At 62.6% G+C, this 15,126-nt stretch carries 16 protein-coding genes; 11 read left to right on the forward strand and 5 right to left on the reverse strand.

Annotated features, from left to right (window positions below; genetic code table 11):
- Nucleotides 1–1,179: an FAD-binding oxidoreductase gene (locus R4P64_RS24450; RefSeq protein WP_317823064.1), complete on the reverse strand. Its 1,179-nt coding sequence runs from the start codon at nt 1,177–1,179 to the stop codon at nt 1–3.
- Nucleotides 1,180–1,403: 224 nt separating this feature from the next.
- Between R4P64_RS24450 and clpB the strand changes: the two genes are divergently transcribed.
- From clpB to pyrE, 5 genes are all read left to right on the forward strand, one after another.
- A complete protein-coding gene (clpB, locus tag R4P64_RS24455) occupies nt 1,404–3,956 on the forward strand; it encodes an ATP-dependent chaperone ClpB (protein ID WP_033235677.1) in 2,553 nt (850 codons plus the stop codon).
- Between the two features lie 176 nt (nt 3,957–4,132).
- Nucleotides 4,133–4,999: a DUF5666 domain-containing protein gene (locus tag R4P64_RS24460; protein ID WP_317823065.1), complete on the forward strand. Its 867-nt coding sequence runs from the start codon at nt 4,133–4,135 to the stop codon at nt 4,997–4,999.
- Between the two features lie 136 nt (nt 5,000–5,135).
- A complete protein-coding gene (locus R4P64_RS24465) occupies nt 5,136–6,146 on the forward strand; it encodes a hypothetical protein (protein ID WP_411742704.1) in 1,011 nt (336 codons plus the stop codon).
- Between the two features lie 49 nt (nt 6,147–6,195).
- The gene (locus R4P64_RS24470) at nt 6,196–6,996 is read left to right on the forward strand and encodes an SDR family oxidoreductase (RefSeq protein ID WP_317823066.1); all 801 of its coding nucleotides are present in this window, start codon (nt 6,196–6,198) and stop codon (nt 6,994–6,996) included.
- A gap of 56 nt (nt 6,997–7,052) precedes the next feature.
- On the forward strand, nt 7,053–7,586 hold the full coding sequence (pyrE, locus tag R4P64_RS24475; protein ID WP_033235674.1) for an orotate phosphoribosyltransferase: 534 nt from the start codon (nt 7,053–7,055) through the stop codon (nt 7,584–7,586).
- A 43-nt stretch (nt 7,587–7,629) separates the two neighbouring features.
- Here pyrE and R4P64_RS24480 read toward each other — a convergent pair whose 3' ends face one another.
- Together R4P64_RS24480 and R4P64_RS24485 are read right to left on the reverse strand one after the other, a co-directional pair.
- Nucleotides 7,630–8,079, reverse strand: coding sequence for a MarR family winged helix-turn-helix transcriptional regulator (locus R4P64_RS24480; RefSeq protein ID WP_033235673.1), 450 nt, complete (start codon nt 8,077–8,079; stop codon nt 7,630–7,632).
- Nucleotides 8,080–8,142: 63 nt separating this feature from the next.
- The gene (locus R4P64_RS24485; RefSeq protein WP_317823068.1) at nt 8,143–8,697 is read right to left on the reverse strand and encodes a TetR/AcrR family transcriptional regulator; all 555 of its coding nucleotides are present in this window, start codon (nt 8,695–8,697) and stop codon (nt 8,143–8,145) included.
- Between the two features lie 64 nt (nt 8,698–8,761).
- Between R4P64_RS24485 and R4P64_RS24490 the strand changes: the two genes are divergently transcribed.
- The 6 genes from R4P64_RS24490 to R4P64_RS24515 all read left to right on the forward strand — a co-directional run bounded on the left by R4P64_RS24490 (nt 8,762) and on the right by R4P64_RS24515 (nt 13,528).
- Complete coding sequence (locus R4P64_RS24490; protein ID WP_033235671.1) at nt 8,762–9,442, forward strand: lysophospholipid acyltransferase family protein; 681 nt, start codon at nt 8,762–8,764, stop codon at nt 9,440–9,442.
- A gap of 63 nt (nt 9,443–9,505) precedes the next feature.
- Nucleotides 9,506–10,216 (forward strand): lysoplasmalogenase family protein, encoded by a 711-nt coding sequence (locus tag R4P64_RS24495; RefSeq protein ID WP_317823070.1) that lies wholly within the window; start codon nt 9,506–9,508, stop codon nt 10,214–10,216.
- Nucleotides 10,209–10,991, forward strand: coding sequence for an SDR family oxidoreductase (locus R4P64_RS24500; protein WP_219112280.1), 783 nt, complete (start codon nt 10,209–10,211; stop codon nt 10,989–10,991). Before R4P64_RS24495 ends, R4P64_RS24500 begins: the two co-directional genes overlap by 8 nt.
- A 74-nt stretch (nt 10,992–11,065) precedes the next feature.
- On the forward strand, nt 11,066–11,659 hold the full coding sequence (locus R4P64_RS24505) for a DUF6636 domain-containing protein (RefSeq protein WP_095887955.1): 594 nt from the start codon (nt 11,066–11,068) through the stop codon (nt 11,657–11,659).
- Nucleotides 11,659–12,339, forward strand: coding sequence for a TrmH family RNA methyltransferase (locus tag R4P64_RS24510; protein WP_172936387.1), 681 nt, complete (start codon nt 11,659–11,661; stop codon nt 12,337–12,339). Before R4P64_RS24505 ends, R4P64_RS24510 begins: the two co-directional genes overlap by 1 nt.
- A 67-nt stretch (nt 12,340–12,406) precedes the next feature.
- Nucleotides 12,407–13,528, forward strand: coding sequence for a glycoside hydrolase family 76 protein (locus R4P64_RS24515; protein ID WP_317823073.1), 1,122 nt, complete (start codon nt 12,407–12,409; stop codon nt 13,526–13,528).
- 65 nt (nt 13,529–13,593) lie between these two features.
- Here R4P64_RS24515 and R4P64_RS24520 read toward each other — a convergent pair whose 3' ends face one another.
- Together R4P64_RS24520 and R4P64_RS24525 are read right to left on the reverse strand one after the other, a co-directional pair.
- Complete coding sequence (locus R4P64_RS24520) at nt 13,594–14,256, reverse strand: DedA family protein (RefSeq protein WP_033235666.1); 663 nt, start codon at nt 14,254–14,256, stop codon at nt 13,594–13,596.
- Nucleotides 14,257–14,287: 31 nt separating this feature from the next.
- Nucleotides 14,288–15,022, reverse strand: coding sequence for a VTT domain-containing protein (locus tag R4P64_RS24525; RefSeq protein WP_317823076.1), 735 nt, complete (start codon nt 15,020–15,022; stop codon nt 14,288–14,290).
- Between the last annotated feature and the right edge of the window lie 104 nt (nt 15,023–15,126).

The following is a 15,126-nucleotide window of genomic DNA, read 5'->3' on the forward strand; positions in this document are numbered from 1 at the left end:
TCAGTAGAGCGGGTCGTGCAGGATCTGGTCGATCGGAGTGCCACCGGCCCGCAACGCGTAGATCGTGGTCTTGATCATCGACGGTGACCCCGAGATCTGGATCTGACGGTCCGCCCACGAACCGAACCGCGCAACGACCCGACCGATAGGGCCGGTCAGGCGTGAATGCATACCGAATGGCGGCTCGAGTGCCGGCCCGCTGTGCCACCACGGATTCTCGGCTTCCTCGGACACCGGTACGACGGTCAGCCACGGGTTGCTGAGCGAAATGTGCCACAAGGTCTCGAGATCGTAGAGATCACACGGGTAGCGTCCGCCGACAAAAAGATGAACACGCGGATTCTGCGCTCGCTGAGACATTTCCATCACCTGAGCGCGCAGCGGCGCGATCCCGGTGCCCGAACCGATCATCAGGACGTCGCGGTCGTGTGTGAAGTCCACTTCCAGGCCGCCGAGCGGAGTGGACATGACCCATTGGTCGCCGACATTGGTCTCAGTGACGATTGCCGGGCTCACCCAGCCGCCCGAGACCTTGCGGACGTGGAACTCGAGTTGGCCGAAGGGATTGGTCGGAATGGCGGGGGAGTAGTACCGCCACATTCGGGGGCGTTGGGGTACCTGCACCCCGACGTACTGACCAGCGCCGTACGGAATGGGCGGGTCGGTTTCGAGGCGCACTATCGCAAGATCGTCGAGCACCCGTTCGTGGCTGACGACGGTTCCGCCCCACAGCGCCGGGGTGTTATCGGACTCGGCGCCTTCCGCCATCGTGCTCACGACGAACTCGGTGAACTCGGACCAGGCCTCTTCGAGTTCGGGTGTCCACTTGTACCGGCTGTGGGCGCTGGTCCCGTGCATCGACTTCACGGCGCGCCTCATCGCAACTCCGGCAGCCCGGTAGTGCTCGCGTTCGACACCGTAGCGACGATGGTCGAGGCCGAGTTGAGTCAGGAATTTCCGGATCCTGCGCTGCTGCGGCAGGTTCTTCACGACAAATTCGATAGCGGTGACAAACCTGTGGCCTTGGGATTCCATCCCGGCCGGGAACAATGAGCGGTACAGAGGATGCTCGGCAAAGAGGGCCGTGTAGAACAGAGCTGAAAAGTGGGCGCGAGAGTCGTCGTCGTCGGCCAGAGCGTCGAGGCTGGATTGCAGGCGGGCGATCACCGTCGGATCCAATCGACACCCCTTTCGCAACAGCTGCAACTCTCGTCCCAATTCTAGTACGGCTCGAATTGTTACAAACGATGGCGAACCCGCCTGGCCAAATCAAACTTGAGCGGAATAGACTCAAGTTTGTCCGCGTTGAGCATATTGACACGGCCGCACCACCACCCGGAGCGGCCCACAACTTCGACTTCGACGCGCTTGTGGCGACCGGAGCCCGGCCAGAAAGGTGACAAGTGGACTCGTTCACACCAACAACCAAGACCCAGGCTGCGATGACGGCTGCACTGCAGTCGGCGTCGTCGGCGGGTAACCCCGACATTCGACCGGCACACCTGCTGGTCGCACTCCTCGACCAAACCGACGGCATCGCCGGCCCGCTGCTCAAAGCAGTGGGCGTCGATCCCACCGTCGTGCATCGCGAAGCTCAGAGCATGGTGGATCGCCTGCCGAAAACCACCGGTGCGAGCTCGACGCCCCAGCTCGGGCGTGAAGCACTCGCGGCGCTGACCTCCGCGCAGCACCTCGCCACCGAGATGGACGACGAGTACGTCTCCACCGAGCATGTGCTGTACGGACTTGCCGACGGTGATTCCGACGTCGCGACCCTGCTGAAGAATCACGGTGCGACACCAATCGCGCTGCGTGAGGCGTTCACCACAGTTCGCGGGAGCGCGCGTGTCACCAGCCCGGAGCCGGAAGGCACCTACCAAGCGCTGGAAAAGTACTCCACCGACCTCACCGAAGCCGCACGCAGCGGCAAGCTCGACCCGGTGATCGGCCGCGACACCGAGATTCGACGTGTCGTGCAGGTGCTCTCGCGTCGCACCAAGAACAACCCGGTACTCATCGGTGAGCCAGGCGTCGGCAAAACCGCGATCGTGGAGGGCCTTGCCCAACGCATCGTCGCGGGTGACGTCCCGGAATCGCTGCGCGGAAAGACCGTCATCTCCCTGGACCTCGGGTCCATGGTGGCCGGTGCCAAGTATCGCGGTGAATTCGAGGAGCGCCTCAAGGCAGTTCTCGACGACATCAAGAACAGCGCCGGACAGGTCATCACCTTCATCGACGAGCTGCACACCATCGTCGGCGCCGGAGCCACCGGTGAATCCGCGATGGACGCAGGCAACATGATCAAGCCGATGCTCGCCCGCGGTGAGCTGCGGCTGGTCGGTGCCACCACGCTCGAGGAATACCGCAAGTACATCGAGAAGGACGCCGCACTCGAGCGTCGCTTCCAGCAGGTACTCGTCGGTGAGCCCTCGGTCGAGGACACCGTCGGCATCCTGCGCGGCCTCAAGGAGCGCTACGAAGTGCACCACGGCGTGCGCATCACCGACTCCGCGCTGGTAGCAGCCGCTTCTCTGTCCGACCGCTACATCACGTCGCGGTTCTTGCCGGACAAGGCAATCGACCTCGTCGACGAAGCAGCGTCGCGTCTGCGCATGGAGATCGACTCGCGTCCCGTCGAGATCGACGAGGTGGAACGTACAGTCCGCCGACTCGAGATCGAGGAAGTGGCACTCGAGAAGGAAACCGACGACGCGTCGAAGGCGCGGCTCGAAAAGTTGCGCCAAGAACTTGCCGACGACCGCGAGAAGCTCAGTCAGCTCAGTACTCGCTGGCAGAACGAGAAGCAGGCCATCGACTCGGTGCGCGTGCTCAAGGAACAGCTCGAATCCCTGCGAGGAGAGTCCGAACGCGCTGAGCGTGACGGCGATCTGGGCAAGGCAGCCGAGCTGCGCTACGGCCGCATCCCCGCGTTGGAGAAGGAACTGGAAGCCGCAGCAGAGGCTTCCGGCGCCGCCTCCGACGGCGATGTGATGCTCAAGGAAGAGGTCGGGCCGGACGACGTCGCAGACGTGGTCGCAGCCTGGACCGGCATTCCGGCCGGCCGAATGCTGGAAGGCGAAACCGAGAAGCTGCTCCGAATGGAGTCCGAACTCGGCAAGCGCGTCGTCGGACAGACTGATGCCGTCGTCGCCGTCTCGGATGCGGTTCGCCGCGCCCGAGCAGGTGTTGCCGACCCCAATCGGCCCACCGGTTCGTTCCTGTTCCTCGGCCCGACCGGCGTCGGTAAGACGGAGCTCGCCAAAGCCTTGGCGGACTTCCTCTTCGACGACGAGCGCGCGATGATCCGCATCGACATGAGCGAATACGGTGAGAAGCACTCGGTGGCCCGACTCGTCGGTGCCCCTCCGGGATATGTCGGTTACGAAGCCGGCGGCCAGCTCACCGAAGCAGTTCGGCGACGCCCGTACTCTGTGGTCCTCTTCGACGAGGTCGAAAAGGCACACCCCGACGTGTTCGACGTCCTGCTCGCAGTGCTCGACGAAGGCCGACTCACCGACGGTCAAGGCCGCACGGTGGACTTCCGCAACACCATCCTGATCCTGACCTCCAACCTGGGATCCGGTGGAACACGCGAGCAGGTCATGGACGCGGTACGCCACGCGTTCAAGCCCGAGTTCATCAACCGTCTCGACGACGTGGTCATCTTCGACTCGCTCTCCGAAGAGCAGTTGGAGCACATCGTGGACATCCAGCTCGAGCAGCTGCAGAAGCGTCTGGCCGCGCGTCGACTCACCCTCGAGGTGAACGGGGCGGCTCGGATGTGGCTCGCGGTGCGCGGTTACGACCCGCTGTACGGCGCTCGGCCACTGCGTCGACTCGTCCAGCAGTCGATCGGCGACCAGCTCGCCAAACTGCTCCTGGCCGGCAAAGTCCAGGACGGAGACACCGTGAACGTGGGTGTCAGCGAGGACGCGGACCAGTTGGTTCTGTCCTGACCGTTCTGCCGCTGATGCGTTAAGCGAATGCCCCGTCGATCCATGCGGATCGGCGGGGCATTCGCGTTTTCTCTACCCTGGTTTTGTCGACGTTGTTTTTGTCTACGCTGAACGGCTGGATTCGCGTACGGCAGATGTGGTCCGCACCCGTACGTCCGAAATGAAGGTGGCCAGGAATGACTGATCAGAACGATCCGCGTAAGTCGGACCAGCCGACCGAGCATTTCGAGATTCCCGAGCAGTACCAGAACCCACAGCAGTACCAGAACCACGGGCAGCAGCAGTATCCGTACGGTGGGCCGGATCAGAACACCGAGTATCTGGGCCAGCCGAACCAGCAGGGCCAGCAGGGTCAGCCCAACCCGACGCAGGCGTTTCCGCCCTACAACCCGCAGTTCGATCCGCAGGCCCCGCCGCCGGGCGCGACGCAGGCGTACCCGACATACAACGCGCAGCAGTACGGGCAGACGCAGCAGTATCCGGTTGCGGGCGGAAGTGGCGGCGGGGTGCCACCGGAGCAACCATTCTTGGACAGTGGGTCGCCGGATGGTGGGAAGCGACGCAAGCTCGGGACCTGGATCGCCGCGGGAGTTGTCGGCATCCTGGTTGCCGTCGTCGCGATCATCGGGATTTCGTTGTTCGGTTCCTCGGGTGAATCGGGAACGCAGACGGCATTTGTTCCGCCAACCAGCACGGTGGCGCCGACGACGCCCAAACCTACGACCACCGCACCTGCGCCATCGCCCACATCCTCGCCGCTCGAAAACCTGCCTGGCGGACTCGGTGATGTCATCGGCCAAGCCGGCGGAGCTGTCGGCACAGTGGTGTCCAACGACGGCGGCACCCTGGTCATCAACTCGATCGGTGGATCTCAGACCACCATTCTCACCACACCTGAGACGACGCTGATCGCGTTCAACCGATCATCCGTCGCTGACCTGCAACCGGGTGACAACGTCGTCGTCGACGGCACCCCGGTGGAGAACGGCACGATGACCGCAAAGACGATTCTCGATACTTCATTGCCGTCGTTCGGCAACTGAGCCAGCGTGTCGTCGCGCTTATGAGACTTGGATCGAGGGGTTTCGCCGCACCGAAGGTAACGCCGCCACACCGATCAGGTGACAGTTCTCGGGGTGTTGCGGGAGGTTGTCGTCGGAAGTCGCTAGGCTGGCTGTGATGACTGGAATGTGGTTCGGACTCGCATTAGTGGCACTCGCAGGCGCGGGTGCGCTTCTGTACGTCGATAGAACAAGACGTGATCAATCCGGCCGCGTACGTCAGATTTGGGCAAAGGCGCAGGGCTACACGTACACCGGTGCTGATGATCAGCTTGCCGGCGAGTGGCATCGCGCAGCGATGGCCAAGCAGGACTACCTGACCGCAACCGATGTTGTGCGTGGCACAAGACGAGGTGAGCAGTTTGTGCTCTTCGACCTCGAGGAAACAGCAACCATCGTGGCAGTTCGACGCGAAGTCGGGTCTGACGTCGACATTGATCTACGGCTCAAATCGACGGCACCGCCCAAGGACGGCGACCTCAATCTCCTGGGCGCAATCGGTCCGCGCGTCGTGTTTGCAACCGACCTCGAAATCGCTCGCCGGGTCTGTGACCAGCGTATGGTCGCCTTCACCGAATCAGTACCCCCGGCAATCAGCATGCTGTGGAGCGAAGGTCGCTGGACCCTCGGCTCCCTTCCGGTCTCGAGCACCGGCCGCGATTGGGATGCTGCCATCGAAGCTGTCGCACGGCTGTCCGGCATTCTGCACGTACTCCCTCCCGTCACGGATCCGCGTGAACTCGAAGTCGATCACGACCCGACCCGGCCCCGCCCCCGCAGCGACAAATCCGATGCACCGCTGAACCGCGAAGCGCCGCAGGCCGTTCGTAGTGCACCGCAGGCACCGCCGGTCGTTCGTGGCGCACAGCAGACACCACGCCGGGAGGCTCCGGAGTCGCAGCGTCGAGAGGCTCCAGAGTCGCAGCGTCGAGAGGCTCCAGAGTCGCAGCGTCGAGAAGCTCCAGAGTCGCAGCGTCGAGAGGCTCCAGAGTCGCAGCGTCGCGAGGAGTCGGACGTGCCCCGTCGAATCGCCCCGGAATTGCCCCGCCGGGAGTTTCCCGCCCCGTCGACCACGCCGAAACCCAACCCCGGCACACAGCGCTCGGGAACCGTACGCCCCGTCGATTGAGCCGCGTGTAAGCCCACCTTTCGAGGCCTGACGCACTAGCGTGGCCGGTATGTCGTCATCGAACTCGGATCGCCCCGCGCGTCCTGTAGCCCTGGTCACCGGCCCCACCTCAGGTCTGGGTGCCGGGTTTGCCAAGAAATATGCGTCGCTCGGCTACGACCTGGTGCTTGTTGCACGGGACGAAGTGAGATTGCGTGATCTTGCCTCCGAACTGTCCTCGATGTTCGGTACCGAATCCGAAATTCTGGTGTCCGACCTCGCCACGGAACCTGGCCGTGACGCGGTCGCCGACCGATTGGCCCGCGGCGTCGACGTTCTGGTCAACAACGCCGGGTTCGGTACCTCCGGTGAATTCTGGACCGCTGATCCGGCACTTCTGCAAGCTCAACTCGACGTCAACGTCACCGCCGTCATGCGCCTGACCCGTGCGGCGTTGCCCAGCATGATCGCGTCGGCGAACGGGACGATCGTCAATGTCGCAAGTGTGGCGGGATTGCTGTCCGGGCGCGGTTCGACGTATTCGGCCAGCAAGGCCTACGTGATTTCGTTCACCGAAGGATTGTCCGGCGGCCTGGCCGGAACCGGCGTTCGGGTTCAAGCGCTGTGCCCGGGGTTCATCCGCACCGAGTTTCACGAGCGAGCCGGAATCGAGATGTCGTCGATCCCGAAGCCGATGTGGTTGAGCGTCGATCAGGTGGTCGCGACGTCGATGAAGGACCTCGGCGACAACAAGGTCATCAGCATTCCCGGGATTCAGTACAAGATCCTCACCACTGCCGGGCGTCTGGTTCCGAAGGGCTTGGTTCGTAAGATGACCAACCTTGTCGGACGTGGGCGGGGTAGGACGTAGATACAGGTCGCGCGGAGATTATTGCCTCGGCGCTGTGGTCGGTAGGCTGAGCACTCATGAGCGATCGTGAGGATTTGGCTGCGCTGGTGCGCGAACTGGCTGTTGTGCACGGAAAGGTGACGTTGTCTTCGGGCAAGGAAGCCGACTACTACGTGGATCTTCGCCGCGCGACGCTTCACCACAAGGCAGGGCCGTTGATCGGCTCACTGCTGCGTGAACTTGTTGCAGACTGGGATTTCGACGCGGTTGGCGGTTTGACGATGGGTGCAGACCCGGTCGCGATGGCAGTGATGCACGCGCCCGGCCGTCCGATCGACGCGTTTGTCGTCCGCAAGGCTGCCAAGGCCCACGGAATGCAGCGTCAGATCGAGGGACCCGATGTGGTCGGCAAGCGTGTTCTGGTTGTCGAGGACACCACGACCACGGGCAACTCTCCGCTCACCGCGGTGAAGGCACTTCGTGAAGCGGGCGCCATCGTGGTCGGTGTGGCAACCGTGGTGGATCGCGCGACCGGCGCCGACGCCGTAATCGGTGCAGAGGGCGTGGAATACCGCTCGCTTCTGGGCCTGGACGATCTCAACTTGGGCTAGCGCCCCCGTGCGCCTTTCTGGTAGTTCGCGCTACCGGAAAGGCTCACAGGGCCGAAGGCCTTGCCGACGTGATCATCGATCGCAGCTCGGCCAACCCCACGGTCAGGCGTTCGATCTGCTCGGGTTCGAGGTCCGCAAAATGCGGAATCAGGGCATCAGCGATGGCATGTCGACCGTCGGCTAGGGTCTTTCGTCCCACATCGGTCATCGCGACCAGTACGGCGCGGGCGTCGTCCGGATCCGGGCGCCGCTCGACCAACCCGCGCTCACCGAGTGTGCGCATCACCGCAGTTGCGGAGGGTTGTGAGCAGTGATCGATCTTGGCGAAGTCGCTGATCCGCATTTCGCCGTATTCCTCGAGCAACGCCAACGCGCGGAGCCAGGTCCGGGGGTAACGGTCGGCAGCAAGTGACGTCGCCATTTTTGTGAAGCGATGGGTATTGCTCACCAAGTCGACCAGTAGGTCGTGCAATCTCTGTTCCTGATCGGGCACGTTCGAATCCTTCCATAAGGTAATGATTGTGTAAACGAGTCTTTGGCGACAGTTGGTATTCGTTCAGGGGAGATGTGCAACCACAGTCGACCTGACCAATTCTTCGATGACGAGGTCAGGGGTCACGAGGCTCAGACTGCGGTTCGCGGCCAACACTGCAATTCCGTGCGTTCCCGTCCAGATCTTCAGTGCGGTCGCGTTCGGATCCGAGGCTTGGTCTGCTTCGGCAAGAGTCCGCAGAGCCTCGAAGAGTGGAAGCGACGTTGCCCGGAGGTTCGCGCCGGCGCCTTCGAGTAAATCGTGGCGGAACATCAGCTCGAACATCGCCGGTCGATCCTGCGCAAAAGCGACGTATTCGATTGCGGCAGAGATCAATCGGTGTCGCGCAGGCGTGGGGGCGTCGAGTATCGGTGCGAGTCGTGCCCCCAAGTCACGTAGGCCCTGTGAGGCAATCGCCGCAAGTAGGCTGTTGTGTGTCGGGAAATAGCGTCTGGGCGCCCCGTGTGACACGCCGGCTCGACGGGTTATCTCTCGTAACGTCAGGGCGGCGAGGCCGTCGGTGTCGAGAATGTCGACGCCCGTGGCGACGAGGGTGTCGCGGAGTGTGGTGGCAGACATGGGAGACAGTGTCTACCATCTAGGTGCGTAGACAGTGTCTACTCTCACTGATTGGGGTGTTGGCGTGCTGTATCGACTGTTCAAGTACATCTTGATAGGACCGGTTCTGTGGGTCTTCGGACGCCCCACGATCGAGGGGCACCGCAACATCCCGAGAAAGGGGCCGGTGATACTTGCCGGTAATCACCGGGCTGTTGTCGACTCGTTCTTCCTGGTTCTGAAAGTGCGCCGACGGATCACCTTTGTCGCCAAGAGCGAGTACTTCACCGGTTCCGGCATCAAGGGCGCGTTGCAGCGCTGGTTCTTCGGCGGCGCAGGTCAAGTTCCCATCGACCGCAGTGGCGCTGACGCCTCGCGCGCCGCACTGGATACTGCCGTCGGAATCCTCGAACGGGGTGGTGTGTGGGCGATCTATCCCGAGGGAACACGATCGCCGGACGGTCGCCTGCACAAAGGCAAAACGGGGGTGATCCGGGTTGCGCTGGAAACGGGTGTCCCCGTTATCCCGGTTGTTGTTCACGGCGGCGACGCGGTGAACCCGCCTGGCACCAGGATGTGGCGATTCAGCAAGGTGCACGTCAGTGTTGGCAAGCCGATCGACTTCTCCCGCTACCGAGAACTGCGGACCCATCAGGCTGTTGTACGCGCGGCAACCGACGAGTTGATGGCGGCACTGTGCGAGCAGTCCGGGCAGGAATACGTCGACCTGTACGGGGCTGACGTCAAATCTCGTGATTCCCTCTGAATTACCCAGTACGGTCGTCTTGGACGCGTAACCAACAGCGCGCAACCAACAGGAGGACTGGGCATGGCAGGCAAGTGGGGCATCGAGCACGCGGTTTTTGCGGCGGCAACGGCGGCAACGGTGGCTGGGGCGGTGCTCGGCAACGAGCGTGTTCAGCAGATTGCCAAGCCGTTGATTGCGCCGTCGCTCGCGGTCAGGGTGCTGCGCAAGCGATCCGAGACCGATACCGCCGATACTGCGCTGCTCTTGGCAGGTCTTGCTGCGGCAACGATCGGTGATGTGTTCATGATCGACCCGGATAACGATGCTCGCCTGGTGAAGGGTGCGTCTTCGTTTGCCGTCATGCAGTCGAGCTATTCGGCGCTCCTGTTGCGTCGTGGTGCCAGGCCGACGAGGGCTGCGCTCAAGCCTCGGATGAGCGGGTGGTCCACGGCTTCCGGGTTGCTGCGTGCAAAAGCTCCCGAGGTCTCGATGCCGTTGACCGCGTACGGATTGCTGCTGGGAACCACGTCGACGTTGTCCGCAGATCCGGCTTTGGCACCGGGGGAGAAGACGGTGCTGGACGTGGTGGTGCCTGGCCAGGAGCGGCGATCCTGGCTGGGTGTGGGCGGCGTGCTGTTCACCGCATCCGACGGTCTGATTGTGGTGCGACGCTTGTTCATTCGCGGCAAGGCCGGCCGCGCGGCCGCTGAGGGTGTGATTCTGGCGTCGTATGCGGCTGCTCAGTTGATGCTTGTCGAGGGAATGCTTGCTCTCGGTCGCAAAAATGCCTGAGCGGAGCATCTTCATCACCGGGGCGGCGTCGGGAATCGGCCGTGAGGCCGCGTTGTTGTTTGCGCGCAAGGGTTATCGGGTTGGCTGCTATGACATCGACGAGTCCGGGTTGACGGCTCTGGCCGCCGAGATCAACGGGTTCGGGGGTGTGGCCGTGACCGGCGCACTCGACGTGACGGACCCGGCGCAGTGGTCGACACAGTTGGCTCACTTTGTCGGTGCGTCGGGTCGACTCGACATCCTGGTCAACAACGCCGGTGTTCTGTCGTCGGGGAAGTTCGAGAGTATTTCCCTTGCTGCGCATCGCCGCATGGTCGATATCAACGTCACCGGCGTTCTCAATGGGACACACACGGCGTTTCCGTATCTGCGCGATACGCCGGGTGCTCAGGTCGTGAATATGTGCTCGGCATCGGCCATTTACGGACAGCCTGAACTGGCGACATACGGGGCCACGAAGTTCGCGGTCCGGGGGCTGACGGAGGCACTCGACCTCGAATGGGCCGAACACGACATCCGAGTGATTGCACTGTGGCCTCTCTTCGTCCAGACGGCCATGGTCACCGGAATGGATACCGGTTCGACGCGATCACTTGGAATCAAGCTCACTGCAACGGAAGTCGCGCAGGAACTCTGGGATGCGACGCGCGGCGCCGGACGCATGCCCAAGGTTCACTATCCGGTGGGAGGGCAAGCGAAAGTGCTTCTTGCCGCGTCGCGATTCTCGCCTGCGTGGTTGTCGAGGTTGACGAACAAACGTTTAACCGGAACGTAATCGAACTCGCGATATAGTTCGGAATCGTTTTGTGGGCCGGGTTGAGGCAGAAGACATGGGTGGAGGTAGTCGCGGTGGTTCGTGTCCGGGTGGGATTGCTGTGTCTGAGTGTGGGTTCGGCGGTACTGCTCACTGGTTGTGGCGGTGACGCGCAGTCTGCGCCGACGCCGACCACGCAATCCAGTACGGCAGTCTCGACCACGCCCCAGGTGACGACGACCGTTCCGGTACCTGTCACAACGACGACGATCCCGCCCACAACTGTGCCGCCGACAACCACATTGACGGACGTGCACTTCGAGCGCAACGAGTCCTACTACTTCACTACTCCGGACGGGAACTTCCAGTGCGGCATCATCAGATTGCCCACCCGCATCGAAGCCGGGTGTGAGGGAACGACAACTCCGGTGCCGCCGCGCCCGGACAGTTGCATGGTGAACTGGGGCAACGGAATTCGTGTTCAAGATGAGGGTGAAGGTGCCTTCATGTGCTCTGGTGGCCCGGTGTACATGTCCGGCGGACCCGAAGCTGATCCGGTGCTTCCGCCCGGAACGCCACTGTCTAAGCTGGGCTTCACATGTACTACCACGGCGACGGATGTCTCGTGTGTCAACGAGCAGACCACACACGGATTCACCGTGGCTGCCGATTCCAACGAGGTGTTCTGATGTCCGACGTGAGTGTAGAACCGGCCGACGAGGTCGGTCCGACAGAATGGGGCGAAAACCCGAACGGTGTCGGCCCGTGGGCGGAGTTTCACGGGACGGACCTCCCCACCGACGAGCGTTACGACCCGCTGCTTCTGCTGGAGGGTGACCGTCGAAACGTGTTGGACGAGTACAGGTACTGGACACGCGAGGCGATTGTCGATGACATCGACTCGCGGCGTCATCCGATGCACGTGGCCATCGAGAATTTTGCGCACGACGCCAACATCGGCACCGTGGTTCGTACTGCCAACGCGTTTGCCGCAGCGGCCGTGCATATCGTGGGCCGGCGACGGTGGAACCGCCGCGGCGCCATGGTCACCGATCGGTACCAACACATCGTTCACCATGCTGACATCGGCGAGTTGGTCGAGTACGCACGTGAGAATTCGCTCACTATCGTTGCCGTCGACAACACCCCCGGATCGGTACCACTCGAAACCGCGAGCCTGCCGAGAGACTGCATTCTGCTGTTCGGCCAGGAGGGTCCAGGAGTGACCGAACTGGCGAAAGAGGTTGCGTCCATGACGGTATCGATTGCACAATTCGGCTCGACCCGCAGCATCAACGCCGGCGTCGCGGCAGGTATCGCGATGCATGCCTGGGTGCGGGAGCACGCGGATCTTCGTAACTCCCGCTGACCTTGCCGGAGTCTGTTAGCTGGGTAGGCGCTAGCGCCGCAGGCTCCGAGGGGACAGGATATGTCTTATGCAGCAAGTGTGGGCGGAACGCGCAGATGCGGCCGAAGGAGCCATTGTCAGTCGGCATCTGCGACGGTTGTGGGCAATGCCGAGAACAGCGCTGGGTGTCGTGGCGTGGCCGGCGGTGCGCCGCGAGCGCATGTTCCGCCCGTGGCATTACTGGTGGCAGGCGCATCTGCTCGATACTGCCGTCGACGCGCTCGAACGTGACCCGACGCCCAAGCGTCGTCGTAGAATTGCCAAGGTTGCCCGCAGCGTCCGCGTCCGCAACGTCAGGTCCTGGACCAACAGCTACTACGACGACATGGCCTGGCTGGGGTTGTCGCTCGAACGCGCCCAACGGCTGTTTGCACTGGACCATCGCAGCGCCGTACAAGCTCTCGAATCTCAACTCTTCGACTCGTGGTCGCCGGAGGACGGTGGCGGAATTCCCTGGTGCAAGGGTTCCGATTTCTACAACACCCCGGCCAACGGCCCGGCCGGGATCATGCTTGCTCGGACTGGCAAGCTGTGGCGAGCTCAGGCGCACGCCGACTGGATCGAGGAGACTCTGCGTGATCCCGAATCGGGCCTGATCTTCGACGGTGTCCGCCGCGACGGAACGCTCGAACGGGCCATTTACTCGTATTGCCAAGGAGTCACTCTCGGCCTGGAGACGGAACTGGCGATACGGTTGGGTGAACCGAGGCACCGCGAGCGGGTTCACGCCCTCGTCAACGCGGTCTACGACGGTTTGACCGATCGCGGCGTCATCACCGGAGGCGGCGGCGGTGACGGTGGCCTGTTCAACGCGATCCTGGTGCGGTATCTGGCGTTTGTCGTGGTCAACCTGACCTGGGAGAGCAACGAGGACATTCGGGCGAAGGAGATCGCGGCGCAGATCGTGCTGGCGTCGGCGGAAGCCGCCTGGAAGAACCGCCTCGAGGTCGAGGGGTTACCGCTGTTCGGTCACGACTGGACTCGCGATGCCACACTGCCGAGGCTTTCCGGGGAACTGGCGACGTTCACGGGAGGTTCGGTGCGATCGTCGAGCGTCCCGGAGCGTGACCTGTCAGTGCAGTTGGGCGGCTGGATGCTCATGGAAGCCGCATACGTCGTCTCAGCCGCGGGATATCCGCGTAAACGCTGAGCGCCAGAGCCTCAGCCGCGTAAACGCTGAGCGCCAGAGCCTCAGCCGGGCAAACGCTAAAGGCGTCAGTCCAGAACTTCCTCGACCTCGACGTCCTCGGCGGGGCGGGCCATTTCCTTGCGGTACTGCCAGATGCCGAGACCGGTGCCGACGACCAGGCTCACAGTCATCACGATCAGGACCGCAGGCAGGAGCCAGGGGACACGATCGAGGAACGAGCCGCCGTAGAAGCCGATCAGCAGCAGTACCGGCGCCCAGATGATTGCGCCGATGGTGCTGGCCACGGTGTACCGCGTGTGGTTCATCTTGGCTGCGCCCGCGACCATGGGGCACAGGGTGCGTATCCAGGGGATCCAGCGGGCGATCAGGACAGCCCAGAAGCCGTGTCTCTCCAGCAGGATGTTGACCCGGTGCAGGTTTTTCTCGGTGAAGTATTTGCCACCTTTGCGGGCCTTGATGTGGTTGCCCGTTCGGTGACCGATGACGTACCCGACCTGATTGCCGGCAATGGCGGCGATCATGGCGCCCACCGAGAGAGCCCACACGTGTCCGGCGCCGGATTCGTGGCCGGCCAGCACAATTCCTGCGGTGATGAGGAGAGAATCGCCGGGAAGGAACAACCCCAGAATGATCGCGCATTCGATGAAGACGAATGTCACGACGATGATCCACACCAGCGCAGGACCAGCGGTTTCGAGGGGACCGAAACTGCCGGACGCGAGTGTCATGGTGGTCAGTTTCTTGCCTCGGTTCTGGTGATCAGTGAGTCGGTTCCTCGGTCACGGATTCCGAATTGTCCGTAGTTGAAGTATTCGCCGTTTCACCGCGTCGTGACGCGAGAAGGCGCTTTCCGATTTCGAAAACGATCGGCAGGACAGACACCAGGACGATCAAGATGAAGATGTAGTCGACGTTGTCGCGGATGAACTCGATCTGACCGAGGAGGTAGCCGAGCATCGTGACGCCGGCACCCCACAGAATGCCACCGACGATGTTGTAGGTGAGGAAGAGTGAGTACTTCATCTTCGATGCGCCGGCGACAACCGGTGCGAAGGTACGCACGATCGGCACGAAGCGGGCCAGGATGATGGTGACCGGGCCGTGCTTCTCGAAGAACGCGTGCGACTCGTCGATGTACTTCTTCTTGAAGAACTTCGCGTCGTCGTTCTTGAACAGAGCAGTTCCACCCTTGGCGCCGATGTAGAAACCGACCTGGTCACCGAGGATCGCGGCAATCGGAATGGTCACCAACAGCACCCACAACGGCGCGAACGGTTCGATCTCGGTGGACTTGGACGCCGCGATCAACCCTGCGGTGAAGAGGAGGGAATCGCCGGGCAGGAGCGGAAACAGTAGGCCGGATTCGATGAAGACCACCAGAAGCAATCCCACCAGAACCCACGTTCCGAAGGAGTTCAAGAGGTTCACGGGATCGAGGAAGCCGGGCAGCAAGGCCAGGTTCGTCACGGATTCAGTTGCTGCCTGCACATTCACGGAGGCCAGACTACCGGGAGCGTCTGAGTGTTTCCCACTGCTGCAGGTCACCGCGTCGTCCACGTCACGGCGAGACCGCAAAGAGACGTGGCGACCACGACTTG

Origin of the sequence: Rhodococcus sp. IEGM 1366, from assembly GCF_033142425.1 — a bacterium.
Lineage (GTDB): Bacteria > Actinomycetota > Actinomycetes > Mycobacteriales > Mycobacteriaceae > Rhodococcus_F > Rhodococcus_F globerula.

What these genes read in the sequence shown, in the direction of transcription:
- R4P64_RS24520 (WP_033235666.1), bottom strand. Translation starts at nt 14,256, where the DNA reads ATGACACTCGCGTCCGGCAGTTTCGGTCCCCTCGAAACCGCTGGTCCT.
- R4P64_RS24510 (WP_172936387.1), top strand. Translation starts at nt 11,659, where the DNA reads ATGTCCGACGTGAGTGTAGAACCGGCCGACGAGGTCGGTCCGACAGAA.
- R4P64_RS24460 (WP_317823065.1), top strand. Translation starts at nt 4,133, where the DNA reads ATGACTGATCAGAACGATCCGCGTAAGTCGGACCAGCCGACCGAGCAT.
- R4P64_RS24515 (WP_317823073.1), top strand. Translation starts at nt 12,407, where the DNA reads ATGCAGCAAGTGTGGGCGGAACGCGCAGATGCGGCCGAAGGAGCCATT.
- R4P64_RS24465 (WP_411742704.1), top strand. Translation starts at nt 5,136, where the DNA reads ATGACTGGAATGTGGTTCGGACTCGCATTAGTGGCACTCGCAGGCGCG.
- R4P64_RS24470 (WP_317823066.1), top strand. Translation starts at nt 6,196, where the DNA reads ATGTCGTCATCGAACTCGGATCGCCCCGCGCGTCCTGTAGCCCTGGTC.
- R4P64_RS24495 (WP_317823070.1), top strand. Translation starts at nt 9,506, where the DNA reads ATGGCAGGCAAGTGGGGCATCGAGCACGCGGTTTTTGCGGCGGCAACG.
- pyrE (WP_033235674.1), top strand. Translation starts at nt 7,053, where the DNA reads ATGAGCGATCGTGAGGATTTGGCTGCGCTGGTGCGCGAACTGGCTGTT.
- R4P64_RS24500 (WP_219112280.1), top strand. Translation starts at nt 10,209, where the DNA reads ATGCCTGAGCGGAGCATCTTCATCACCGGGGCGGCGTCGGGAATCGGC.
- R4P64_RS24485 (WP_317823068.1), bottom strand. Translation starts at nt 8,697, where the DNA reads ATGTCTGCCACCACACTCCGCGACACCCTCGTCGCCACGGGCGTCGAC.